Annotated in this window: 20 protein-coding genes and 1 pseudogene; 14 read left to right on the forward strand and 7 right to left on the reverse strand. The window is 37.1% G+C overall.

What is annotated here, in order from left to right; genetic code table 11:
* Positions 1-17 precede the first annotated feature (17 nt).
* The 3 genes from xylB (at position 18) to xylE (ending at position 4,241) form a co-directional block, all read left to right on the forward strand.
* Positions 18-1,520, forward strand: coding sequence for a xylulokinase (gene xylB / locus MKY17_RS09640; protein WP_339201754.1), 1,503 nt, complete (start codon positions 18-20; stop codon positions 1,518-1,520).
* Positions 1,521-1,568: 48 nt separating this feature from the next.
* Positions 1,569-2,615 (forward strand): aldose epimerase family protein, encoded by a 1,047-nt coding sequence (locus MKY17_RS09645; protein WP_098372795.1) that lies wholly within the window; start codon positions 1,569-1,571, stop codon positions 2,613-2,615.
* Positions 2,616-2,819: 204 nt separating this feature from the next.
* Entirely contained in the window at positions 2,820-4,241 is a 1,422-nt protein-coding gene (gene xylE, locus MKY17_RS09650; RefSeq protein ID WP_098372796.1) for a D-xylose transporter XylE, read from the forward strand.
* A gap of 368 nt (positions 4,242-4,609) precedes the next feature.
* Here xylE and MKY17_RS09655 read toward each other — a convergent pair whose 3' ends face one another.
* Both MKY17_RS09655 and MKY17_RS09660 read right to left on the reverse strand, forming a co-directional pair.
* Positions 4,610-5,191 (reverse strand): YitT family protein, encoded by a 582-nt coding sequence (locus MKY17_RS09655; protein ID WP_098372797.1) that lies wholly within the window; start codon positions 5,189-5,191, stop codon positions 4,610-4,612.
* Positions 5,192-5,507: 316 nt separating this feature from the next.
* Entirely contained in the window at positions 5,508-6,998 is a 1,491-nt protein-coding gene (locus tag MKY17_RS09660; RefSeq protein WP_098372798.1) for a DHA2 family efflux MFS transporter permease subunit, read from the reverse strand.
* 408 nt (positions 6,999-7,406) lie between these two features.
* Between MKY17_RS09660 and MKY17_RS09665 the strand changes: the two are divergent.
* A pseudogene (locus MKY17_RS09665) lies at positions 7,407-8,021 on the forward strand (UTRA domain-containing protein); the annotation flags it as partial.
* A gap of 283 nt (positions 8,022-8,304) precedes the next feature.
* Here MKY17_RS09665 and MKY17_RS09670 read toward each other — a convergent pair.
* Complete coding sequence (locus MKY17_RS09670) at positions 8,305-8,811, reverse strand: DinB family protein (protein ID WP_098372800.1); 507 nt, start codon at positions 8,809-8,811, stop codon at positions 8,305-8,307.
* 300 nt (positions 8,812-9,111) lie between these two features.
* On the opposite strand from MKY17_RS09670, the gene MKY17_RS09675 reads away from it, so the two are divergent.
* From MKY17_RS09675 to MKY17_RS09685, 3 genes are all read left to right on the forward strand, one after another.
* Positions 9,112-9,318, forward strand: coding sequence for a hypothetical protein (locus MKY17_RS09675; protein WP_141994726.1), 207 nt, complete (start codon positions 9,112-9,114; stop codon positions 9,316-9,318).
* A gap of 909 nt (positions 9,319-10,227) precedes the next feature.
* A complete protein-coding gene (locus MKY17_RS09680; protein ID WP_339201757.1) occupies positions 10,228-11,601 on the forward strand; it encodes an aspartate aminotransferase family protein in 1,374 nt (457 codons plus the stop codon).
* Between the two features lie 205 nt (positions 11,602-11,806).
* Positions 11,807-12,667 carry a MurR/RpiR family transcriptional regulator gene (locus tag MKY17_RS09685; protein WP_144528660.1) on the forward strand — a complete coding sequence of 287 codons (861 nt, stop codon included), beginning with the start codon at positions 11,807-11,809 and terminating at the stop codon, positions 12,665-12,667.
* Between the two features lie 73 nt (positions 12,668-12,740).
* On the opposite strand, the gene MKY17_RS09690 is transcribed toward MKY17_RS09685, so the two are convergent.
* Positions 12,741-14,144, reverse strand: coding sequence for an amino acid permease (locus MKY17_RS09690; protein WP_339201758.1), 1,404 nt, complete (start codon positions 14,142-14,144; stop codon positions 12,741-12,743).
* Between the two features lie 215 nt (positions 14,145-14,359).
* Here MKY17_RS09690 and MKY17_RS09695 point away from each other — a divergent pair, with 215 nt between their 5' ends.
* From MKY17_RS09695 to MKY17_RS09720, 6 genes are all read left to right on the forward strand, one after another.
* On the forward strand, positions 14,360-15,169 hold the full coding sequence (locus MKY17_RS09695; protein ID WP_339201759.1) for a nitrilase-related carbon-nitrogen hydrolase: 810 nt from the start codon (positions 14,360-14,362) through the stop codon (positions 15,167-15,169).
* A 342-nt stretch (positions 15,170-15,511) separates the two neighbouring features.
* Positions 15,512-16,108, forward strand: coding sequence for a TetR/AcrR family transcriptional regulator (locus MKY17_RS09700; RefSeq protein WP_339201760.1), 597 nt, complete (start codon positions 15,512-15,514; stop codon positions 16,106-16,108).
* Between the two features lie 133 nt (positions 16,109-16,241).
* Positions 16,242-16,967, forward strand: a complete 726-nt coding sequence (locus tag MKY17_RS09705; RefSeq protein ID WP_144528656.1) for an aspartate/glutamate racemase family protein — start codon at positions 16,242-16,244, stop codon at positions 16,965-16,967.
* A gap of 148 nt (positions 16,968-17,115) precedes the next feature.
* Positions 17,116-18,435: a cytosine permease gene (locus MKY17_RS09710; RefSeq protein WP_339201761.1), complete on the forward strand. Its 1,320-nt coding sequence runs from the start codon at positions 17,116-17,118 to the stop codon at positions 18,433-18,435.
* Between the two features lie 27 nt (positions 18,436-18,462).
* Positions 18,463-19,557 carry a DUF917 domain-containing protein gene (locus MKY17_RS09715; RefSeq protein ID WP_144528655.1) on the forward strand — a complete coding sequence of 365 codons (1,095 nt, stop codon included), beginning with the start codon at positions 18,463-18,465 and terminating at the stop codon, positions 19,555-19,557.
* Positions 19,557-21,137, forward strand: a complete 1,581-nt coding sequence (locus MKY17_RS09720; protein ID WP_339201763.1) for a hydantoinase/oxoprolinase family protein — start codon at positions 19,557-19,559, stop codon at positions 21,135-21,137. The genes MKY17_RS09715 and MKY17_RS09720 overlap by 1 nt, the downstream gene beginning before the upstream one ends.
* A gap of 393 nt (positions 21,138-21,530) precedes the next feature.
* Here the strand turns inward: MKY17_RS09720 and MKY17_RS09725 are convergent, their stop codons facing one another.
* The gene (locus MKY17_RS09725; protein ID WP_339201765.1) at positions 21,531-21,998 is read right to left on the reverse strand and encodes a DUF2306 domain-containing protein; all 468 of its coding nucleotides are present in this window, start codon (positions 21,996-21,998) and stop codon (positions 21,531-21,533) included.
* 330 nt (positions 21,999-22,328) lie between these two features.
* On the opposite strand from MKY17_RS09725, the gene MKY17_RS09730 reads away from it, so the two are divergent.
* On the forward strand, positions 22,329-22,679 hold the full coding sequence (locus tag MKY17_RS09730; protein WP_339201767.1) for a hypothetical protein: 351 nt from the start codon (positions 22,329-22,331) through the stop codon (positions 22,677-22,679).
* Positions 22,680-22,795: 116 nt separating this feature from the next.
* Here MKY17_RS09730 and MKY17_RS09735 read toward each other — a convergent pair whose 3' ends face one another.
* Positions 22,796-23,629 (reverse strand): DUF2935 domain-containing protein, encoded by an 834-nt coding sequence (locus MKY17_RS09735; RefSeq protein WP_098372805.1) that lies wholly within the window; start codon positions 23,627-23,629, stop codon positions 22,796-22,798.
* Between the two features lie 411 nt (positions 23,630-24,040).
* A complete protein-coding gene (gene abc-f, locus MKY17_RS09740; RefSeq protein WP_098372806.1) occupies positions 24,041-25,678 on the reverse strand; it encodes an ABC-F type ribosomal protection protein in 1,638 nt (545 codons plus the stop codon).
* Positions 25,679-25,882: the final 204 nt, after the last annotated feature.

A 25,882-nucleotide genomic window follows, 5' to 3' on the forward strand; every position in this document is an offset into this window, starting at 1 on the left:
AAAGTGGAGGAATCAAGATGAAATATATTATTGGAATTGATCTAGGAACGAGCGCTGTCAAAACTGTTTTAGTTAATACAAATGGTGAGATCTGTGCAGAAGCTTCTAAAAATTACCCTCTTCTGCATGAAAAAACAGGATATAGTGAACAAAATCCTGAGGAGTGGATTCATCAGACTGCTAGTGCTTTAAATGAGTTAATCTCCAAATCCGATGTAAGACCAGAACATATAGAAGGAATTAGTTATTCTGGACAAATGCACGGTCTAGTACTGTTGGATAAGAATCATAATCTTTTACGTCATTCTATTTTATGGAACGATACAAGGACGACAGCACAATGTCATCAGCTATATGAAATGATTGGAGAAAAGCGTCTTTTAGAAATAACAAAAAATCAAGCTTTGGAAGGGTTTACACTTCCTAAGCTGCTATGGGTTAAAGAGCATGAACCAGAGATATTTGATCAAACAGCTGTATTTATGTTGCCTAAAGACTATTTACGCTTCAAAATGACTGGCTTTATTCATAGTGAATATTCAGATGCTGCCGGTACATTATTGTTGAACGTGAGTGAGAAAAAATGGAGCGAAGAGATTTGTCAATTAGTGGGGATTGATATCAGCATTTGCCCATCGCTAGTGGAATCTAGTGAATGCGTGGGAACAATTAATGAAGAATTCTCTCAAAAATCAGGGATAGCATTATCGACTAAGGTATTCGCGGGTGGAGCTGATAATGCTTGTGGAGCAATTGGAGCTGGCATTCTATCATCAGGAGAAACGTTATGCAGCATCGGAACATCTGGTGTCGTACTTTCTTATGAGGAGCGAAATGATAGAGACTTTGGTGGGAAAGTGCATTATTTCAATCATGGAAAAGAAGATGCTTTTTATACGATGGGAGTTACATTATCTGCTGGCCACAGTTTGAGTTGGTTTAGAGATAATTTTGCTGAAAATGAGTCATTTGAAGAATTACTGGCTGATATAAACAATGTTCCAATTGGCTCAAATGGGCTTTTATTTACTCCATACTTAGTTGGGGAACGAACACCACATGCAGATGCTACTATACGTGGAAGCTTTATAGGAATGGATGCTTCCCATAAAAAGAAGGATTTTACAAGGGCAGTTATTGAAGGAATTACCTTCTCATTAAATGAATCAATTGAAATTTTTCGAGAAAATGGTAAAGAAATTACGTCTATTGTATCAATTGGCGGGGGAGCAAAAAACGATAGTTGGCTTCAGATTCAAGCAGACGTTTTTAACACAAAAATTATAAAGCTATCTACTGAGCAAGGACCGGCGCTAGGGGCAGCTATGTTAGCAGCTTATGGTTGTGGGTGGTACAACTCATTAGAAGAATGCGCAGATTTATTCATTGCTTCTTCAAAAACATATCATCCTAATTTAGAAAATGTTCCAGTGTATAAACAAATTTATGCTCTATATAAAGAGGTATATTCCCAAACAAAAGACTTAAGTAAAAAGCTGAATCAATTTAGCAGAAAGTAACAGGTTGCATTCGAATCATGCATCCCTTTCTTCGAAAAGGAGATTAACATGAAAATAGAAGAGGGAATTTTCGGTGAAATAAATAGAGAACTGGTAAAGTCTTATACAATCATGAACAATCAAAACATAAAAGTAACCTGTATTGATTTTGGATGTACGATTACTAGAATCGATGTACCAGACAAGGAAGGGAATATAGAAAATATCGTGTTAGGATTTGATTCTGCAGAAGATTATTTACATTATTCCCCTTATTTTGGTGCAGTAATCGGTCGAGTGGCAGGGAGAGTTAATCCACCAAGCGTTGATATAGAAGGGGTTACTTACCGCCTCCCTGAGAATGAAGGGGGAACTCATTTACACGGTGGACCTGATGGATTCCATAACGTGGTCTGGAAATCTTCTACTAGTGAGAGTGTAGATGAGGCTAGTGTGACATTTACTTATATGAGTCCTGATGGAGAAGCTGGTTATCCTGGAAATCTTGAGGTAAGTGTCGTTTATACTCTCACTAATAATAATGAACTTATAATAACCTATCATGGTATTTCAGATAAAAATACGTTATTAAATTTAACCAATCATACTTACTTTAATCTGAGTGGCAATTTAAAAGAAGATATCTTACAGCATGAATTAACTATGAAAAGTGATAAGTTTTTAGAGCTTGATCCGTCCTTACTCCCTACAGGCAATTTAATAGACGCTGAACATACACCTTTTGATTTTAGAACAGGAAAGCGAATTATTGAAGGAGCAAAATCCACACATCAACAAAATGAAATAGTAGGAAATGGGTATGACCATCCATTCTTATTAAATGAAAATCATCAAAAAGAAATTTGTTTAGCTAATCCTTCTAACGGACGGAAAATGATAGTGGAAACAGATGAGCCATATGTTGTTTTATATACGGGAAATATGCTAGAAGATACTTTTCGAATTAGAGGAATTCCTTGTCAAAAACATCTTGGCTTATGTCTTGAAACTCAACATCCGACAAATGCCATTCATAATCAGCAATTACCTTCTATTTTATTAGAAAAAGATAAAGAGTATCATTCTAAAACTCGTTTTACTTTTACCGTCGATTAAAAATCTTTGGTTTTCATTGGTTTAATGTTTTTTTAGTGAAATGAAATTCTACAATGGAAGGGAGGATAAAAGCAGTTAGTAGAATGGGTGATGGAAGAGAGGTCCTTCTTGTTTATTAATTTTGAAAGCGCAACCAAAAGTATGCGCTGTTATAATAAATAGACTTTCACCTAGCCAGTCATTCTTAACTGTTTTTAGTAAAACATGAAGCAAAAACGAAACTCATTATATATCTTTTCTATTACCTTAGTGGCCGCAATTGGAGGGTTACTATTTGGATATGATACAGCTGTAATATCTGGAGCAGAAAAATCATTAAAGGTTTATTTTATCGATAGCTTAGGGTTAGGCTCTTTGGCACATGGCGTCACCGTATCAAGTGCTTTAATAGGATGTATTATCGGGGGATTAATATCCAGCTATTTTGGATCAAGACTAGGACGTAAAAAATCACTTATACTTGCAGCAATTCTTTTTATAGTATCAGCATTAGGTGCTGCTTATCCTGAATTTTTATTTTTTACAAAAGGTGAACCAACACTTTCTTTATTACTAGCTTTTAACTTTTATCGAATTATAGGGGGAATTGGTGTTGGATTAGCGTCAGCTATTTGTCCAATCTATATAGGAGAAATTGCTCCGGCAGACATTCGCGGCAGATTGGTATCATTTAATCAGTTTATGATTATTTTTGGTATGTTAGTCGTTTACTTTGTAAACTGGGGTATTGCAAATGGTGAAACGTTAGAATGGATAAATGATGTAGGATGGAGATACATGTTTGCTTCAGGAGCTATACCAGCTTTACTCTTTGCTGTACTTTTATTTTTAGTTCCTGAAACACCTCGCTATTTGGCAATACAGAATCAAGATCAAAAAGCTTTAGCTATACTTACAAAAATTAATGGATCTTCAGAAGCGAAAGCGATTCTGAGTGATATTAAACAAACGATTGCTATCAATATTTCTTCTGAAAAATTATTCACTTATGGAAAATTGGTTATTATTGTAGGTGTACTGCTTTCTGTATTTCAACAATTTGTAGGTATAAATGTAGCCTTATACTACGCTCCGCGGATCTTTGAAAGCATGGGAGCAGCTAAAGATTCTTCTATGCTGCAAACCATTATTATGGGATTAGTAAATGTTATCTTTACAGTCATCGCGATTTTAACAGTTGATCGATGGGGAAGAAAGCCTTTATTAATAGTAGGTTCTATAGGAATGGCAATTGGAATGTTTGGTGTAGCAAGCATGGCTTTTTCTAATATTATTGGAGTAGGGACGCTTGTATTTATCATTATTTATACAGCTTCATTTATGATGTCGTGGGGTCCAATCTGCTGGGTGCTAATTTCAGAGATTTTCCCTAATAAAATTCGAGGTCGGGCGGTAGCTATTGCTGTAGCTGCACAATGGGCGGCTAACTATTTTATTTCTTCTACATATCCTATGATGATGGAATATAGTGGGGGACTAACATACGGTTTCTATGGTTTAATGAGCGTGATTTCTGCCTTATTTGTTTGGAAAATGGTTCCTGAGACCAAAGGCAAGACTCTTGAACAGCTGGAGAATATATGGAGAAGAGATGTCAAAAATTCAGAAGATAGTCAAATTATTTAAATAGTAAAATTCACTTAAACTGGACACATAAGTGGATAGGTATAACATAAAAGGATTCTTATTGTTCCACGAGTAAACGTGCGAAATCATGGGTGCAGCACGAAATCACGAGTAAACGTGCGAAATCATGGGTGCAGCACGAAATCACGAGTAAACGTGCGAAATCATGGGGGCAACACGAATTCACGAGTAAAAATGCTGAATTCACGAGTAAACGTGCGAAATCATGGGTGCAGCACGAAATCACGAGTAAACATGCTAAATTCACGAGTAAACATGCTAAATTCACGAGTAAAAAGCCAAAACTCACGAGTAAAACAGCAAAACTCACGAGTAAACGTGCGAAATCATGGGTGCAGCACTTGGTTTTATCTTATAAAAAAGGTTATTGTCTTAAAAGAATTGATAAAAATGACGCATATCCCGACACAGGAAATCGTGAGGAGTGAATACATTAGCTTTAAGTCATTCAATATGATAATTCCCGCAATTACTATGAGTGAATCAATAATAAAAATAATAATTCCAGGATTAGTAGCTGTGGTTTTAGAGATTAATAGTGCTAGTAAATCCACTCCACCGGGGCTAATATGCTGTCTCAGCATAAAACCAACACCAATCCCAATCGTCATTCCACCGATAATGGCACTCGTTATGATCGGTAGATGAACCAAACCGTTTAGTGGTGTTAGCCAATCAATAACGGTCGAAGTAAAAGCTAACCCAAGGATGGCATTGAAGAAATAAGACTTATCGTATAGAAGAGATAGAAGGTATATGGGAATGTTGATCATGATCATGGTATGTCCAACCTGGATTCCCCAAACATATTTGATTAACAAACTTATTCCAAATATCCCGCCATTTATTAGATGAATGGGGACAATGAACAGGTTAAGACCTACTCCAATGCAAAAACTTGAAAAAAGCAGAGTAACAAACTTTTTCATAAAAACCTTCCCCTTGTCCAAATCATTATCTTAAAATATATGAGAGGAATGTAAATATATACTTAGCTGTTTGGAAATTACGATTGCTATTTGTGTATTGTTGGCTTTGCTCCCCAAATGATGTTCTGAAACATTTTAGATGCATGCGAGAAAGCAGCAGTATCAAAATGAAGCCTGTCACCTTGAGCACATGAAGTAATTTGGCCAAAAAAAGAGACACTCATAAAAAGTGTCTCTTTTTTTGGCCTTAATGGGGCAAGTCAGTTTTATAGAATTTTTATACCTTGGAAAATAGGTTGAGTTTAGGCTTGTTTATTCAAGCTCTTTTTTTTGATAGGCGATTTGTAATGGTATCTTCTTGCGGTGAAGTTTGCCGTATATAAAAGGCCAGTATGAATGCAATTATAGTCAAACCTGTTGCAATCATGAATGCATCATCCACTCCCATTACGCTACCTTGTTTAATGGCCATGGCCATTTGTGATGTATTATCTGGTGATATGTTCCTATGAGATAAGATTTCCTGAACATGCTTCGTCCCCTGGTTTGTCATGATGGAAACAAAGAATGCCATGCCAACAGCACCTGCTACCATTCTCAATGTATTGACCATTGCTGTTCCATATTTATTTAGGCTAAGTGCCAATTCATTTAATCCAGCTGTGAAGATAGGCATCATCAGTATCGACATTCCGAACATTCTAATAGTATATACCCACACCACATAAGAATAGGACGTATCTGTTTCAAGCCGCGTTAAAAGATAGGTTGTAATGATAGTGATGGCAAGTCCACTCACCGCAAGCCATCTCGCACCAAATCGATCAAACAGCTTACCTGTGATAGGAGACATGATCCCCATTAATATCCCGCCAGGCAATAGCATTAGACCGGATTCCATCGGGGTAAACCCACGGATATTCTGCATATAGATTGGCATGATGATCATTCCAGAGAACATACCCATAGTTGCGATGATGTTGATAATTGTCGTTAAAGTGAACATCCGATACCGAAAAATTCTAAATTCCAAAATAGGATGGGATACAGTAAATTGCCTCCAGACAAATAAAACTAAACTGATTCCTCCAACAAGGAACATCGTCAGTACTTCGGGACTGTTCCAGCCCTTGGTACCGCCTGTAGCAAATCCATATAGGACTCCGCCGAATCCGATAGTGGATAATATTACACCCATTTTATCGAGTTTAGGCCGACTCGTTTTCCCTACTTTTTTGATGATGAAAATGGCAAAGATGAAGTCAAGCAGTGCAAATGGGAAAATGACAAAAAACAGAACCCGCCAAGAGTAGTTTTGTATAATCCATCCTGATAACGTCGGTCCTACAGCAGGGGCAAAATTCATTGCGATACCAAATATACCCATTGCGAAACCGCGTCTGTTAGGTGGAAATAAAGTGAAAATCACATTTGTAATCAAAGGGAATAAAATCCCTGCCCCAGCAGCTTGAACCACACGTCCGATCAATAAGACGGAGAAGCTGGGGGCAATACCACATAGGAAAGTTCCTAAAGCGAAGAGTCCCATCGAAGCAAGATATAGTTGTCTTGTATTGAAACGTTCCATTAAGAAAGCAGTGATAGGGATGACAATCCCATTGACCAATAAGAAGATTGTAGTAAGCCAGTTAGCTGTTGCAGCTGATATTTCAAAATGATTCATTAATTGAGGCAATGCAATATTAATTAATGTCTGATTTAAGAAAGCGACTAGAGCACCAGCCAGCATCACCGCAAACATGGGACCCGTTCGAATTTTAGTGATGTCTGTTTTGTCGTGATTCATTATTATGGCACGTCCTTTCCGCTAGGGTAGTACGTATTGTACTGCCTGCTATATTTTAAAATTATAGAAATTAAAGCGACTTCAATAAGTTTTTAAGTAAACCAACCTATATTTTCCAATGATATACACCATCTTAAGGAGATTAACCTCAATTCACGGATTTTGGAGGCGTTTATTTTTTATTAACAACTAACTTGCCAATATCCAGGATATATTCTCTTTTTTAGGAAATCCCCCAGTTTAACATCCATTCTACATGTATATCATACTTCGAACAATAATCACCAATATAATACTTACTGCGTATCAGAAAAATTGTTCCACTTAAGTATAAATACTTTAACATTCTATCATTCGTATTCACTAAAAAATAGTTAATTGATAAAAAGGTGTGATGAACAATAAAAAGAGCTTTGTGAAACTTACAACGTTAGTCGCATTACCATACGAAAAGAAACAGAGGAATTGGTGAAGGAAGGAACACTGACACGCATTCCGCGCAGGGGTACTTTTGTTGCATCTAATAAGTTCCATAATGAATTGTTATCCATAAGTGGATTTTCGGAGTTTAGTCATCAGCTTGGGATGATACCTAATTCCCGGATTTTAAGAAGTGAGGTCATACCAGCACCAAAAGATGTTGCAGGTCATCTCCTCATTGAAGAAGGTAGCCCCGTTCTCGAACTTGAGCGACTCATGTATGTAAATGATCGTCCGCTTTTCTACGATACCGCTCATTATTCGTTAATTCGTTTTCCGGATTTAGAAAAGAAGATTGCAAGGGATGAATCAACTTATAAAATCCTTTTAGAAGATTACCATACAGAAATAGTCAGTAACGATAAAATTATAGACGTGATTGGTGCTACAAAAAACTATGCTAAATTTTTAGAATGTGATATTGGCGCCAATTTATTTAGAATATTAAAGATTGCTTTCGATGCAAACGACCGGCCTGTGCATCTCTCAACGTTCATGTGCGAAACCAACAAGGTCAATCTGACTGTCCATCGGGCAAAATAGGTCATGCCAAATTATTGGCATGACCTATTTTGAAGTTTTGAAAAGTGTTTTTACATTTTGATTTGGTGTATTACTCCTTCAACTCTCATCTTCCAATCTTTCTTCTTTGATCATTGCATATAAAATATCCTTACAATTAAAACATAAGATTTTCTTGTTATCTAACAGAATACCGTTCAGAAATCCAGCGACAATATACATTACGTGCACAGCGAACACAAGTGCCAACTAGTTCGTCCATCGATACATCCCCTTATTCAGGAATCGGATATAGTTTGTTTTTTTATTTTGAATAAAGGTAAAGGCCAAAATCTTGCATAACTGAAGTGTGCCCCATTTGCCGCAACATGGTAGCAATATTGCCACGATGATATGATCCGTGTGTGACAACGTGTAATACCGATTCGGAAATGGTAGTTTCAAGCAACCCAGCATATGGGTTATCCACGACAATTATCTTTTCCATATCCTCTGTACTCAGAAGTGCTTTGTTTCTTTCGTATAAGTCTAAAAATATTTTTTTCATTTCCTCAATACTTTTCTTTTCCACTTCTTCTCTTAATTGATTGGAAGATGCCATTGCTTCATCCATACTTTTACCTGAGATAATGTCAAACCACGCATAATCTGTGAGATAAATGTGAGACAACACTTTTGATACCGACGAAAAACCACTCTGAATTTCCTTATGATAAATGTGCTGTGGAAGTTCATTTAACCGATCGATGATGACCACATTTGCCCACGAGTGATAGTTATACATTTCTAATACTGACTCGGGATGATTCATTAAAAAACCCCCATATACACTAGTTTTTTCGTATTGAACAATTTATGCAGTAAAAACAAAAAAATTCAGGTAAATTCAATAAAGTATATTTATTAATATGCTGTTCTCTTATATATATAACAATTCCTCCTAACTGTTCGTGCGCTCATCGCGAATATAAAAAGAGAGGTTTTGAGATAATACGAACTACTTATCATTCTGATTAAAAAAATGAATAGTTAGTGGAGGCCACATTAGAGTATTTTTTTGCAGGAAAACAGCTCCTTATATCGAACTGATAGTAAAGGAGATGGTATTTTTATGAATCTGAGGATCAAATATAGGCTTTATATCCATGTAGACGGAAAACTTATTCCAGAACAGTATGACCGATACGAGATACTAAACGTCAAGGAAGGTATAGATCCAAATGATACTAAGGATTACCAAGAGCTTATTAATAAATTGAGTAAGTCGATTAATCGACCCCTAAGTGAATTTGAAATAAAAAACTATGAAACAATGTAAGTGCAGTTACGTATTCTAAAATTTTCTCCTTCATTAGAACGAAATCAAAATATAAAAGTGAAAATATTTAAAGGGAACCTCTCATTTTAAAAATGTAGCGTGCTAAATGGGCGTTCTCCCTCCTTAAATTTATAAGGAGGGAGAGGTGTAATAGGGACCGAAAAGAAAATCTTTGCCTTAAAAGTTCAGCAATATAGTTGAGCTCCGTTCAATGCAGAAAACTCCGTGGTTTCAGTCTCATTTTTCTTCTTTACTAGTTTAAAATGTTGTAGGGATCTGAGCACCTCCTGATGAACCTCTAAAAATATGTAATAGATGCAGCATCCCCAAATAACGACGGTGGTATAGAATTGCTGCGGTAGAGGCCAAGGAGACACAGACATGATTGAAGAGCATGATAAATAACGCCAATTAAGCGCGCCATTTCTTGGAGCGCTTAATTGGCGTTTGCTCATTAAAGTCCGATATTCGTCGAAAATATAGATTACAGCTTATTCATTGAGAAATTGTTTCTGATTGAATTGCTTCATCCGGCTAGCATTTATATTTCTGAGATCTTAAAAATAAGTAAAAATCTCCTTATTAACCTTGACTTTGTAATATTTATTTCATATTATATTTTATAATGAAATGTTTATTTTAATAATGAGAAAATTTACTATTGGTTAGAACAGGAAGTGAATGAGAAGCTGGAAATGATGGTTGGTGGAAGCAATTTCAAAGTGTATAGCTTATTATCCTTTATCTTCTTATGATCGGGCTGGACCTGGTTGCTTAATCAATTGAATATCAGGGTTTGGTCTGAAAAATATCCACATTTAATAGAAGTTTGATTAGATTTAAAAAAATCTCTTCTATTATTTATAAATACTTCGCATGAAAAAAATCTATATAAAGGGGAAATTAATTATGATACTACACGACAAAAAAACATTATCAGAAAAAACAAATAAATCAGCTGATTTATTTGAAAAAGCTTGTGACGTGATTCCAGGCGGTGTCACAGCACATATTAAATACTTTCCGCCACATCCATTAATGATGGAAAAAGGAAAAGGCAGTAAGTTATATGATGTAGATGGCAATGAATATATCGATTATTTATTATGTTATGGAGCTCTTATATTAGGTCATGGTCATCAACAAGTATTTGATGCTGTGACAAAACAAATGTTAGAGTCTGGAACTACCATATTCGGTACGCCTCACAAGATGGAAACAACAATGGCGGAAAAATTAGTAGAGTTATATCCTGGTATTGAAATGGTTCGTTATACGAATTCAGGCTTGGAAGCTACACTTCTTGCAATTCGCACGGCGGTGGCGTATACCGGAAAACCGAAATTGGCAAAGTTTGAAGGACATTACCATGGAGGATATGATCAAGTATTAGTGAGTGTTAACCCTGATATGGATCAAGCAGGTAACGCAACAGCTCCTAAAGCGGTAGGAGAATCAAGAGGACTACCAGATTACTATATTGAAAATACCGTCATTCTTCCATTCAATGATTTAGAATCTACCGAGAAGATTTTACGTGCCCATGCACATGAATTAGCAGGTGTTATTTTAGAGCCAATTCAAGGAGGGTTCATACCTGCTGAACAAGAATTCATGGAAGGACTTCGTAGAATAACAGAAGAACTTAATATAGTGCTTATTTTCGATGAAGTAAAAACAGGATTCAGGATATCGATTGGGGGAGCTCAAAAAGTATATGGCATTAAACCGGATATCACTACATTAGGAAAAGTTCTGGGCGGCGGATTCCCAGTAGGGGCCATTGGAGGTAAAAAAGAAATAATGATGATTACCTCTGCTAGAGGCGGACGAGATATTTTAACAGCTGGAGCAGATAATGCAGATAAACAAAATCCGTTATATCATAGTGGAACATACAATGGTCATCCAACCATTTTGGCTGCCGGTTTAGCAACTATTGACTTATTGGAACAAGAAGGAACAATGGAAGATTTGTTTACTAAGACGCAATCTTTACGTAAGGAACTTGAGAATGTGTATAAAAAACATGGCTTAAACATGCAAACAGTCGGTATGGGCAGTATCTTTAACATTATCTTAGCCGAAGGCCAGATTAAAAATTATCGTGATATGAGCAGGGCAAACACGAAATTAAGAAAAGAGATTGACTATGAGTTATTAAAATTAGGTATTTATACAAAGCCGCTTAATCGTTATTCGATGTCTGTCGTACACACGGAGGAAGATATTCTTCGAACTGTGGAAGCGCATGATGAAGCCATTGGACGGATCCTGAAATAATTCAGTTTAACTGAGTGTTAGAAGAAAAGCAAAAGGCCCGATCAAAGCGATTTCAATTGATCGGCCTTTTTTAATTCCACCATGGTACTTGCAATTAACTTGACAATAAAGGATGAAAAAACCTATTGTTAAATTATAATCATTCACAAAAAGGAAATAGATACTCCTACAATACATAAATATAAATAAAGGGGCGCTCTTTTTAATGTCAAACGTCTATCAAAACATCGCTGGACAAATAGGGGAAATGAGCAAGTCCCACGTGAAAATAGCTACATATATATTAGAGAATCAAACGACCGTTCCTTTTTTTACAGTTGGAAAATTAGCGAAAATGGCAGGGGTCAGTGATGCCACTGTTGTGCGGTTTGCAACCTCGCTTGGCTATTCAGGCTATCCAGAGATGCAGCAGTATATGCAGAATTCCGTTAAGCAGCAGCTGACAACGACAGAGAGATTAAAGATGTCCCAAAAGGTTTACAATAAAGAGTCTTCAGGGGTATACGAAGTTTTCCAAGATGATATCGCAAACATTAAATCCACTATGGAGAAATTGGATGAAGATGCATTCCATGAAGCAGTGAAATGCTTATTACAAGCGAGAAGAGTATATGTTATCGCAAACCGCAGTGCCACTTCCCTGGGCGTGTTTTTGGAATATTATCTTCAAATTGTTTTAAATAATGTGGAACTTCTGCAGTCATTGGAGAATTCATCGGAAAAGTTATATAATTTAAGCGAAGAAGATGTAGTGATTGGTGTCAGTTTTGCACGATATACGAAAAGTACAATTCAAATGTTTTCTTTTGCAAAGGAAAAAAATGCGACAACAATTGCCATTACTGATAATTTACTCTCACCGCTTATTCCCCATGCGGACATTCCGTTGACAGCATCCAGTCAGATGCCCAGCTTCATTGACTCTTTCGTTGCACCATTAAGCTTGATTAATGCTTTGATCATGTTTGTCGGAAAAGAGAAGCAGGAAGATATACACGAGCGATTAGAAGTTTTGGAAGACATCTGGAGTCATTTTGATGTTTTTCAAAGAAAGAAAATGGAATAGAAAGAAGCCTTACTCTTCCACATTGGAAAAGTAAGGCTTTTTAATTAATCACATAATGATAGTTTGCCTTAGCTTATTTCAAAGGAGGCAAATTACTGGATAGTTTACTTTTCTCTTCTGCGCTACTGATGTTCTTTTTCCCGAAAAAATGAGTCAACACAATAATTACCCCAGTTAGTAGAAGTGTTGAATATAGTTGGCTTCTTGTAGAATCGATAAAAGCCATTGAAATTAAAATGATGGAAATCCCCAGGATCGTCGTATATGTCAAATATGGGAACAACCACATCTTCACTTTCAGAGCATCAGGATTCTCTCTTTCTAATCTATTTCTCATCCTCAACTGAGAAATGGAAATAACCAAATAAACTAGTAATATAATCGCTCCTGATGAATTAACGAGAAACAGAAAAACTAATTCAGGCGAAACATAACTCATCACTACAGCAATATAAGAAAATATGGTAGCTGCAAAAACAGCTCTGGCAGGTACGCCATTATTATTCAACTTACTAAAATATTGAGGGGCATCCCCTTTTTTAGCTAAAGAGAAAAGCATTCGGGATGTTGTATATAATCCAGCATTTAGACATGATAAAACAGCAGTTAGTACGATGAAATTCATGAGGTGAGCTGCAAAAGGAATGCCTAGGTTTTCTAAAACGGCAACAAATGGACTCTGTAATACATTGGCAGAATTCCAAGGAAGTAATGTCACAACTACGGCTATTGAGCCTACATAAAAGATCAAAACACGCCAAATTGTACTATTAATAGCTTTAGAGACAGACTTAACAGGATCCTTTGATTCAGCTGCTGCAATGGTTGCTACTTCTGTACCGGCAAAAGAGAAAAATACAGTGATGACTCCCACGAAGACGGAACTTACACCATTAGGGAAAAATCCCCCGTTTTGTACAAGGTTAGATATTCCAACCGTCGATTCTCCTGAAAATCCGAATATATAAGATACGCCTAAAATCAAAAAGGCGATGATGCTCGCTACTTTAATCATGGCAAACCAATATTCAAATTCTCCAAAGGATTTCACTGAATAGATATTTGTTAAAGTCAAAGCGATTGTCAAGGCCAAAGCAAGAAACCATAAAGGAATACCTGGGTACCACATATTGATGATGGCTGCACCTGCAATGGCTTCAATGGCAATAACGACAACCCATTGAAACCAATAAAGCCACCCAACTGTTGTACCTGCCCAAGGGCCAATTGCGTCCCGGGCATATTCTGAAAATGAACCACTTGATGGATTGGAAGTGGCCATTTCACCAAGGCTCTTCATAATCAAGAACACTAAAACACCAGCAATTACATAAGAAACCAAGATGCCAGGCCCGACCTTATGTATGGCAGCGCCACTACCTACAAAAAGACCTGCACCAATGACGCCTCCGATAGCAATCATTGACATGTGACGAGAACTGAGTGATTGTTCTAAATCATTCTGTTGTTTTTTCATGTAAGACCTCCCTGAAAATGTTGTGTAAAAGTTTACATTACCCTAACCGAAACTGGATTGATTATAGTTTACACAATTTTTAGATTTTTTGAAATAAAAAATTCAAAATTATATACCAAAAGAAATAATCATTGCTTAATTAAATAAAATAAAATATTATTAAATTAAACACAGGTTTCTAAAAAATCTGATAATTTTCATTTGCAGAAAAGGATGTGCTTTTGTTGATTAAGGTTGCTGCAGTTCAATTACAAGCTATCCCTGGAGAAAGGGATAAAAATATTAAAAATTGTATAGAAATGGTTGAAGAGTCTGCTAAACAGGGAGCTGAATTAATCGTATTACCTGAACTTTGGGTGAGTGGTTACTATTTATCGAAGGAGCAATTCCAATCGCTGCAAGAGGTTTCGACTGGAGAGACTGTTTCAATATTCCAAAAGCTCGCTAAAGAGTTAAAAGTAATACTCATCGTACCTTTTGTTGAGGGGGAAAATGGAAACCTTTACATATCCTTAGCTGTAATTGAGTCAACAGGGGAAGTCATTGCCACTTATCGAAAATCATTTTTATGGGGAAGAGAGAAGGAAATATTTACTCCTGGTGAGAAAGTCTATAATGCAATAGAAACATCGAAAGGAAAAATAGGTGTTCTTATTTGTGCAGATATTGAATTTCCTGAACCTAGCCGAATTCTAGCTCTTCAAGGTGCAGAACTTATTATTGTTCCTTCAGTATGGAGTTACGGAGCTGAAACAAGATGGGATATTCAACTACCGGCACGTGCACTTGATAATACGGTTTATATTCTTGGCGTAAACACGGTTAATGAGGGGAGTTGCGGAAAGAGTAAACTTGTTGCTCCGACCGGTGAGGTCCTATGTGAAGCTTCAAGAACAGAGCAGAATATTCTAATTCATGATGTGGATTTTTCGATTATATCCGAGGTGCGAAAAGAAGTTCCTTATCTGGATGATTTAGACAAGACATTGTGGCCAAATGCTTCGTTATTTGAATTGGAAAAATAGTTTTTTTTCAAAATTCATTAAACGAATTATTTGGGTCTATAACTAGAATCTTATAAAAGTTTATTAAAATCCATTTTTCATTATTAAATGATTAATGGATTTTTTGTTTTATTAGGAGTTATAAGCAAAATAATTTTTGAACCAAGAATCGGCTGTCTCGAATTAACGTTAAGAACTTACTAGATTACAATATTTCCCGTCTTTAGGTCAATGTGTTGATCCCTGTGCAACTGCTGTTATTCAAAAGAATAATTATTCATCTCGATAAAATTTTCAGAAAATTATTGTTTTTCCGAAAAATACGCTATATAATTTACCTAATAAACGTTAGGTGGGGATGAATTGAAAAAGCAAGAATTGATAGATGCAGCCCTTTTGCATTATTCACTACATGGATATCAAGGAGCAACCATGAAGAAAATTGCGGATGAAGTGGGAATAAAACCAGCATCCATTTATTTTTTTTATAAAAACAAAGAGGAATTATTTATCGCCGCTTTTCAACAATTACTTGATAACCATTTAGCCGAAATGAAACGAATTTTAGCTAATACAAGTTCAAGATCAGTTAATCAAATTTTTAGTGAAATGCTTCATGGGATCGTTAAGTATCACAAAGAAGATGAGCGCGGGACCATGGCGTATATATCGTTAGTTACGTCACCCATTCCAGAAATTAAACTATATTTACAAAAGTATTTGTTGCATTTTAATGATTGGATGGCCAGTTCACTTGAGGATTTATTGAGGCAGAGGTATCCGAGCATTACCGCAGGCGAAGTGGACCAAATCATTAAGCAATTTGTTTTACTCGGGAATGGATTATTCTGGGGAATAAACTTGTATGAGGGACAAGATTTAATGGAACAAGTTCAGATTGCAGATCGATTCATCAGTTCCATGTTTAGTGATATAGAGAGGAAATATGTCCAAAAGTGAATAATAAAAAAGTGAAGTCATAACGATGGCAGAAATGGATTTGTTGCTAAAAGGGGGTGATATAAATAATAAAACCATGACAAGGAAATAAAAATGGTTCAGCGAGTCTATTAAAAAAAAGGAGTGTATTCCAATGAAAATTAAAGTGATCATGCCGGTTATATCGGATATTTTTAATGAAGAAATTAGAAGAGAGATTAAATCTTATGTTTCTGAAAACACTGAAGTAGGAGTTTGCAACCTTGATTATGGACCTGAATCAATTGAAAGCGAATATGATGAAGCACTTTGTATACCTAATTTTCTGGAAAAAGCAAAGCAGGCTGAAGAAGAGGGGTATGAGGGTGTAATTAGTGATTGTTTTGGAGATCCGGGTGTGAAGCCTGCAAGAGAAATATTGGATATTCCCGTTGTTGGGCCATGTGAGTCTTCCATGCTTGTTGCGAGCTCATTAGCAAAATCCTTTTCTATTGTAACGGTGCTGCCTAATGTTGTCCCCATGATTGAAAACATAAGTAAAACTCTAGGTGTAGATGGGAATGTCGCCTCCATTAGATATGTAAATATTCCTGTTCTGGAAGTTCAAGACAAGGAAAAGTTAAAAAGTGCGTTGTTTGAAGAAATGTTAAAGGCGATTGAACATGACAATGCCCATGCTTTAGTGTTAGGGTGTACAGGCTTTATGGGTGTTGCAGCGGAGCTTCAGGAACGATTATCGCAAAAAGGTTATGATGTTCCAGTTATTGATCCCGCATTTGCAGCTACAAAGATGCTTGAAATTTTAATTGCTATGGGGGTTAAACAAAGCCGCTTGACCTACATGACTCCACCTTCTAAACAGAGAGTAAAAAGTTCATAAACTCTTTTTAAGAAAAAGAAAACCACCTACTCTTGTAAAATAAATTAACGGAATATTCTGGATATTAAATATTCAAGATAGCTTTAAAGGCAGGGAAATCTCCAAGTTGATCGATAAGGCTGAGGAGTAATTCATAGGGGGTGAATTTATGGAGGATAATAAGAAGTTGGGAGACGATTACTCTCTATCGAGAGTTCCACAAAATGCGAGATTGCCAATGTGGGATATTATGATTGTCAGAGTCGGTGCCCTAGCTACGCTTTCTCAATTTATGCTAGGTGCAGCATTAGGATACGGAATGACTTTTTGGCAGGCGTTTTGGGCCATGATGTTTGGAAGTGTCATTTTACAAGTTATAAGTTTTCTAATCGGTTATGCCGGTGCGCGTGAAGGCCTTTCAACTAGTCTATTGTCGCGTTGGACAGGATTCGGCAGGTATGGTTCGAGTATCATTGGCGCGGTCATTGCTTTTTGTACAATTGGCTGGTTTGGAGTACAGAACACTGTTTTTGCTAATGGATTGGTTGAAGCCACCGACGGTAAATTGACCCTCCCAATTGCAGCTGCCATTACCGGATTAGGCGTAACTGTACTGGTTATATTTGGTTTTAAGCTGTTAAGCATGACAGCCAAAATTACCGTTCCTGCCTTTCTATTGGTGGTAGGGATTGGCATCTATCAAGTTCTCAGTGATCATTCCATTTTCAGTTTAATGGGAACGCCGCCCCCGGGAGAGAGTCTTTCTCTGGGCGTGGGTGCAACAATGGTTGCTGGAGGATTCATTATTGGTGCCGTAATCACACCTGACTTCAGTCGGTTTGCCCGAAACGGTAAGGATGTTTTTTGGATGACTACCATTGGTACTCTAGTGGGTGAACTTGGTGTAGGAATGATCGCTGTGTTAATGGCCCATGCAGCAAAAACGAGCGATGTTGTCAGCATCATGCTACAAACGTCTGGCTGGCTTGGCGCTGCAGTTGTCGTTTTTTCCACAGTGAAAATTAATAACGTAAATTTATATTCCTCTTCTCTTGGCTTTACTAATATTTTCGATTCGGTTTTTAAGGTCAAGATGAATCGGGGACTCGTTACACTTGTAATTGGTGCTATCGGCACTTTGCTTTCCATAATGGGCATTCTCGATAGATTTGTAGACTTCCTTGTTTTACTTGGAATCATGATACCTCCAATAGCTGGAATTATGGTGGTAGATTACTTCGTGCTAAAAACGTATCGAAAAGCTCTTGATGAAAGCAGGGAGAAAGGAACTTTGCCATCTGAGCCTGAAAAATTGAATCCAGTTACATTAGTTGCCTGGGCAGCAGGATTTGCAAGCGGCTATTTTATTACAGTTGGCATACCATCTATCAATTCCCTTCTAATAAGCGGCATTATCTATTACGCAGGTGTGTTTTTTATAAAATCCATCAAAGGGAAAAAAGAGAATAGGGATCATATCGCATCATAATTTTTGAAAATCGGGGGTTTTGAGAAAATGAGGAGATTAGGTAAACAGGAAATTGAAGATATTGCAGTAGGTGCGGCTTTACTCGGAACGGGCGGAGGAGGAGATCCTTACATTGGTAAACTAATGGCTTTACAGGCAATCGAAGAATACGGGGAAATCACATTGTTGGATGTGGATGAAGTTCCTGATGACGCATTAGTAGTTCCTTCCGCAATGATGGGAGCACCGACGGTTATGTTGGAAAAAGCTCCAAGTGGTGAAGAAGCAACAGCCGCTTTCAAAAACCTCGAATCTTATTTAGGAAAAAAGATTTTTGCAACGATGCCGATTGAAGCAGGCGGAGTGAATTCGATGGTGCCCCTTGCACTTGCTGCCAAGCTTGGCTTGCCTGTGGTGGATGTTGATGGAATGGGAAGAGCATTCCCGGAATTGCAGATGGTCACTTTTTATTTGGATGGAATTGCAGCTACTCCGATGGTCCTTGCGGATGAGAAAGGCAATACTTCACTGCTCTCAACCATAAACAATGTCTGGACAGAAAGGATTGCCCGCGCAGCAACGATTGAAATGGGCGGTTCAACCATGACAGCCATCTATCCAATGACAGGAAAGAATATAAAGGAAAGCGGAATTAGAAATATACTAAGTTTAGAAGAACAAATCGGTAAGACAATAAGGCTTGCAAAGCAAAACAATGTTGATCCAATAAAAGAAGTGTTGAATAAGGCGGACGGGTTTGAATTGTTCCGTGGAAAAGTGAGTGATATCAATCGCAAGACAGAGGCGGGATTTGCTAGAGGTGTGGCAACATTCGAGGGAATCAATGAGTATAAGGGTGAAAAACTCGAGGTGCGATTCCAAAATGAACATTTAATTGCACAGACAGAGAAACGCTTGCTTTGTGTCACTCCAGATTTGATTGCCGTGCTTGATGCAGAAACAGGCTTGCCAATCACTACTGAAGGTATCAGATATGGAGCAAGATGCGTGGTGATCGGAATGCCATGCCATCCAAAGTGGCGAACGGAAAAGGGAATTGAAGCTGTCGGCCCAAGATACTTTGGCTATGAAGTTGGTTATGTTCCTGTTGAAGAACTAGTGAAAAAAGGAGGACTAGTATAATGGGTGTTTATCGAATAGGAATTGATGTCGGGGGAACCCATACAGATGCAGTGCTTTTAGATCAATATAATCAGGTCATTTCGGAAACAAAATCGCATACAACGGAGGATGTTTCCATTGGCATCTATACAGCAATGAGAAAAATAATCGATGACGCAAAGGTTCCGCGGGAGCAAATTAAATATGCAATGCTGGGTACGACCCATTGTACAAATGCTATCGTTGAACGAAAGAGATTAAACAAAATCGCAGCAATCCGTATTGGTGCTCCGGCTACTTTAGCAGTTAAGCCGCTGATCGGCGTACCTGAAGACCTCTGTGCAGTACTCGGAAAATACGTATACCTAATCCGCGGCGGACATGAATATGATGGCCGGGAGATTGTTGAATTAGATGAAGCTCGTTTGTATCAAATTGCCGAAGAAATCAATGGGAAAGTGGATTCCATCGCGATTACTTCTGTCTTCTCACCTGTATCGCAAACACATGAACAAAGAGCAAGTGAAATTTTCAAAGAAGTACTGGGAGAAGAAATTTCAATTTCTTTATCTTCAGAAATTGGTTCAGTCGGTTTACTGGAAAGGGAAAATGCGACGATTCTTAATGCTGCTGTCGTAAACGTCGCTAAAACAACTGCTGACGGATTCATCAATGCACTGAAGAATGAAGGAATTGAGGCAAAAGTATTTTTTTGCCAAAATGATGGGACATTAATGTCAATTGAATATGCGGTTAAATACCCAATCTTCACTGTTGCTTGCGGTCCGACTAACTCATTAAGAGGAGCATCCTATTTGAGTGAGTTAACAGATGCAATCGTTGTTGATGTTGGGGGGACAACAACAGATATTGGTGTTTTAGTTCAATCGTTTCCAAGGGAATCTTCTTTGGCAGTAGAGATTGGAGGAGCCAGAACAAACTTCCGGATGCCTGATTTAATTTCGATTGGACTTGGCGGAGGGACAATAGTCCGCATAGGAGATAATGGAGAGTTCACAATTGGACCGGACAGTGTCGGTTACCGACTGCCAGAAAAAGCCTTGATTTTCGGAGGTGATACTTTAACGACAACTGATGTTGCCGTGGCTCTTGGAAAGGTGGAACTTGGGGATGCTTCAAAAGTGGCTCATCTTGATAAGGAATTATTAAATAGAGTCTATTTAAATATGGTCAATCTGGTCGAAGAAGCTATTGATAAGATGAAAACAAGTGCTGCACCAGTGCCTGTCATTCTCGTTGGAGGTGGAAGCATCCTTTTACCTGAGGAATTAAAAGGTGCATCTGAAGTCATACGCCCATTACATTCAGGTGTAGCAAATGCTATTGGGTCGGCTATCTCCCAGGTTAGCGGGCAGATTGAAAAAGTATATGCACTAGCTGAAATAGGAAGGGAAACAGCATTGGAACAGGCAAAGGAAATAGCGATGTCAGAAGCGATCAGCGCCGGAGCCGATCCCGAAACGCTTGTTATTGTCGACATAGAAGATGTACCTTTAGCATATATGCCTGGGAATGCAACCCGTATTCGTGTGAAAGCAGCTGGTGATTTAGCCCAGTCTGAAATGAATGAACTGGTGTAGGCGAGGCAGGGGACTGTAAATTAGCTATCTATTGTGCAGAGGAAGCTTTACTTTTTCTAGTAAGTGGAAAAAGCGAGGCGCTATGAATAGTGGAGTTGACGAATATTGTACTTGGTATTGAGATTAGGAAATAAAAATTACAAATTACCAACAACAAACCATGGTTGGCATCTCTGAAATAGTAGATATATGCTAACACAGATAATTAAGCTTATACACTAACTTGTTTGCCGAATAACAATGAATATAAATGTTTTTGATTGGCGATAATTATATTATTGTACTACCCCCTAAGTGGTACTCCTCCATTGTTAAAAGCCCCTCTCTTAATCGAGGGGCTTTTTTTGTGTTGGGATTTGTTAAATAAATTTGTAGGAGCTTTTTGGACTGCATTTAGATTGAATTGGATTTTTTATACTTCTGTCCAACCAAAATTATCAGCGGTGAACCTATAATGCTTGGAAGAAACCAAAAAATTAATGGGTTCCATTCATTCAAGATAGTTATATTGGGTACATTCACTACAAGAATTGCAGTACAAATAGCGATATAGGAACCGAGCATCCCGCTAATATGAGATGCAATCCAGTTTTTCCATTTCTTCTTACCAGCAAGATAGCCTATAAATGCGAAAGAATATGAAAATATCCCAATGAAAAATAAATATGCGCTGCTTTCCCAATTCAATATTGCCATTGTCAGGGATGTGACAAAGAGTACAACATATGAACTGTGATAAATTTCACCACAAATTGTATGCATACCTCTTTTTTTATTTGAAGACATAGCACCTATTCCACTAATAAGACATATTGCTCCAGCGAAAATATGAATGAATAGAATGATCTTAAAGATAAGCATCTTTCCCTTCGTTAAATAATCATTAGCATAACGTAACAGATTAAATATTTATTTTATTATAATACAAATATTTACCAAAAATATGAATGTTAATTTGCAAAGAACAAAATCAATTTAGTTATGGAAGATGAGTTTTTATACAATGGAACATCCTTTGCAAAAAGGATTCAGGCGCTGAATTCATGGCGGATAGTCCTCAGTCAATCTGGTTTTTTATGAGTTGAAAGGGCAGTGCCCACTCAAAAAGGCAGTGTGCGTAGTCCTTTTTAAGGATAAAGGAGGATTTTACGTTTCATTTGAAGAATGTTTTGAATAATGGGGGTGGAATAATTGCGACAACATATTGAACAGGACTTATCTAAAGATGATATTTTTAGAATGATTGTTAAGCACCTTGATTTATTTCCGTTGACTAGTCTAGAGGCTATTAGAGAAGTGATCAGAAGTTCATTAAAACAAAGAGGCTTGATAGGGGGGATGAATAAACAAACAGGAGCTGCTAATGTAACATATAATCGGAAAATATCAGACCAGGATATCCAGTTATTAAATGATTGTATTTGTGACCTTTTATATAGCCGCGTTATCCAACCTGGTATTGACGATGATAATGTGGATTTACCATGGATTCATGTTTCTGATAAAGTGAAACTTAAAACATTGGTGAACTCCCTTTCTTAACTTTTTACATATAAAAGCCCTTCTCTTAATCGAGAGGGGCCAATTTTTATTTGAATTTATTAATCCATAATAGCAATTTTATAAAAAACATTATTTTCTATATCCTTCATACTCAATTAATTGTATGTTTCACCTGTAAGGTGGGTCTCAAACATATCGATGATTTCAAGGAAACGTTCAGCTTCACGGAAAACGTGATCTGCCAATAGAGGATGGATAATGCTCTTGATTTTGCATTCTTCGATTAAATCTCTGGCGGTTTTCTTAAAGTCTCGAAGTGATACGACGGAAACTCGGTTCTGATCTAGAAATTGATCCAAAAGAGGAGCGGTTTGAGATTGCGGTTTCATGGACTCTAAGTCCACAGCTTGAAAGACTAATTGATCAAAATCATTGCTAAAATTACGCGCCATATCCACCAGCTTTCTTTCCGATGGGTCAAGGAGATGTCCGATGAATTTTGCATGATCCGCCATGATCCTTAAAAAGAATACATTTTCTTTGATGATGGCATCTGCCAGTGGTTTCAATTTACCCTCATTTAATTCTTTTAATCGTTTTCTGAAATAATTGGCTTCCCTGCTTGTATGGTCGACTAAAAGTGGGAAATTGTTTGCACCAGGCAATTTACAGGTGAGTATCAACCCCAATACCTTCCTTTTGAATAAAAAAATTCCTGTAGCAGCTTGTTGCACTTCCGAGTTAAATCTCCTGATCTGTTCAGGATCAGCTTGATTTGTAAATGTATGGGATTGCTGTTCTATCCGTTCAAATAAATGATAAAACTGATTAGCCTCCTCAATTAGCTGCGTATCTTCACATCTAAAACCTAGTCTTAGAAATAACGAGTGTTCCTTCATTATTCTTGACCAAAAACGAATCTCATCTAAAGAGCGTGCAACAAACATTCCTGATTTATTTCTAATAGATTCCTGTGTGTCCTCACTCATAACCCTAAAGCCCCCTTTTTAAAACAAAACCATCATTAAATCTTATTAACAAAGGGACATTAGTATTCTGCTCAATTTGAATATAAATAAAAGCAATTACTAATATCCTTTTAGCACCTCAAACAAATTGGTACTTGATGGCGTTTATTATGATGAGTTCATGAAGGGGAATAACATGATTCATCCATGTTGTTGCCGGTATATGTGATTATTGCATTTTAGCTAGAAAGGAAAATGGATTTTGAACCTAGGATGCACCAAAAGCATGTAACAGTGGGGATTCAAAGGGGAATCGAATACCATGGACTTTCTAAAAAAATTTCGGCAGCCATTCTGAATAAAAAACCCTTAGACTTTATCTAAGGGTTCTCGTATTATAATCCAGCAGTATCATTCGGTTACTATTGATAGTCATTTGTCACTAAGTTCATTTATTTTTTTCGTAAGCTCATTAAACTTCTGGTCGAGTTCTGTGTACGCTTTATCGTTTGGAGTCATAAAGCTAAGCTTTCCCAATACTTCTTGTCTTTCTGTTTCAAGTGTTAATCGTAGTTCTTCCAGATTATCTCTTTTTGAGGATGATTCATACAATTGCTTTTGTATGTGATTTTTTGAAATGATAAGTTTGCTGCTTGTCGTTTTTTCAAGAAAATATCGATCATGCGAAACTACGATTAGCGTTCCAGTATACTGTGCCAAGGTATCTTCAAGTTGTTCCCGTGAAGCTAAGTCCAGGTGATTTGTCGGCTCATCCAAAATAAGCACATCTTTTTCTTCTAGGATATATTCCATTAACTTACATTTCACTCGCTCACCCATACTCATGTTCTTAATGGGTTCTGTCCATTGAGATGTCGTGAAGCCTAAATGCTTCATTAAAGTTTGAACGTTCCCTCTCGACTCGAAAGTTTCTTTATGAAATAGCTGGGAGGGTGTTAGTTCAAGTGGTAAATCAAACACCTCTTGCGTCAAATAGCCAATTTTTGCAGATGGTGAAATCCAAACATTGCCCGCAAAATTTTCACGTCCAAGAATTATTTTTAATAATGTCGTCTTTCCGCTGCCATTGGGACCTATTATGGAAACCTTCTCACCATGCTGTATCGTGAAATTGACGTTTTTAAATAGTGTTCGCTCGTTAAAAGACTTAGTTAAATTCTTAACTTCCAAAAAACGTTTTCCCGTCTTGTTTTTTGCTTTAATTGAAAAGCGTACAGTATATTCGGATTCAACAGGTTCAGCTTTTGCTTTTTCAAGCTCTTTTTCAAGACGCTTTTGTTTAGATTTTACCTGTGCATCCATTCGTTTTGCTTTTACGCGATAGTATTCCTTAACTCCTTCTTTTTTCGTCGATTGGGAATGGGCTTTTTTCGACCAAGAAGTGATTTCATTCATTTGTCCCTCAATCCGTTCAACCATTTTTTGCTGTTTTTCATATTCACGTTGTTGTGTAAGTCTTTTCTGTTTGCGAACCTCCATATAACTAGAATAATTCCCTCTGTGTTCAATTAGCTTTTTATCTTCAATCGACCAAATTTTCGTTGCAACAGCATCCAAAAAATAACGATCGTGCGAAACAAAAATGATGGTACCTCTATAATTTTTTATTTGTCCCTTAAGGAATTCTAAACTGTCCTCATCAAGATGGTTCGTCGGTTCATCTAATAGTAAAAGGTCTGCATCTTTAGAAAGTCCTTTTGCAAGTCGGGCTTTCAGTTTTTCTCCCCCGCTTAATTGTTGGAATTCATGGCCTGGTACATTCATTTTATCAAGTAATTTAACTTCGGAAGGGGTCTTATCTTCAGATGGATGCGACACGACTTCTTGTTCAACCATAAAAACTTTCAAGTCTTGCTGCAGCCATTGGATTTGTCCGCGTACAGGCTCTAAATCATTGTTAATTAATTGCAACAACGTAGATTTACCGGCACCATTTTTGCCAATGATACCGATGATTTCCCCTTGTTGAACACTTGCATTTACATTTTCAAAAATGTTTACGTCCATTACTTCATAGCTAATATTGGTTAATTTTAATAATTCTTTCATATAATTCAGCCCTCTCCTTAATGGGAGGATAAAAAAAATCCTCCCAATTCATATGGAAGGATTAGCCGTACCTGTGCATTGTCAAATAAGAGCTATTTTGAGTATAGCTCTGTAATTTATAGAAAATGGGCAGACTAATCCTATTTTGTATGATTTGAAATATGCGATTTCAAATTTAAAAATAAGATTAGTTAATCATCGGCC

This window comes from Peribacillus sp. FSL P2-0133 (assembly GCF_037975445.1).
GTDB lineage: Bacteria > Bacillota > Bacilli > Bacillales > DSM-1321 > Peribacillus > Peribacillus simplex_E.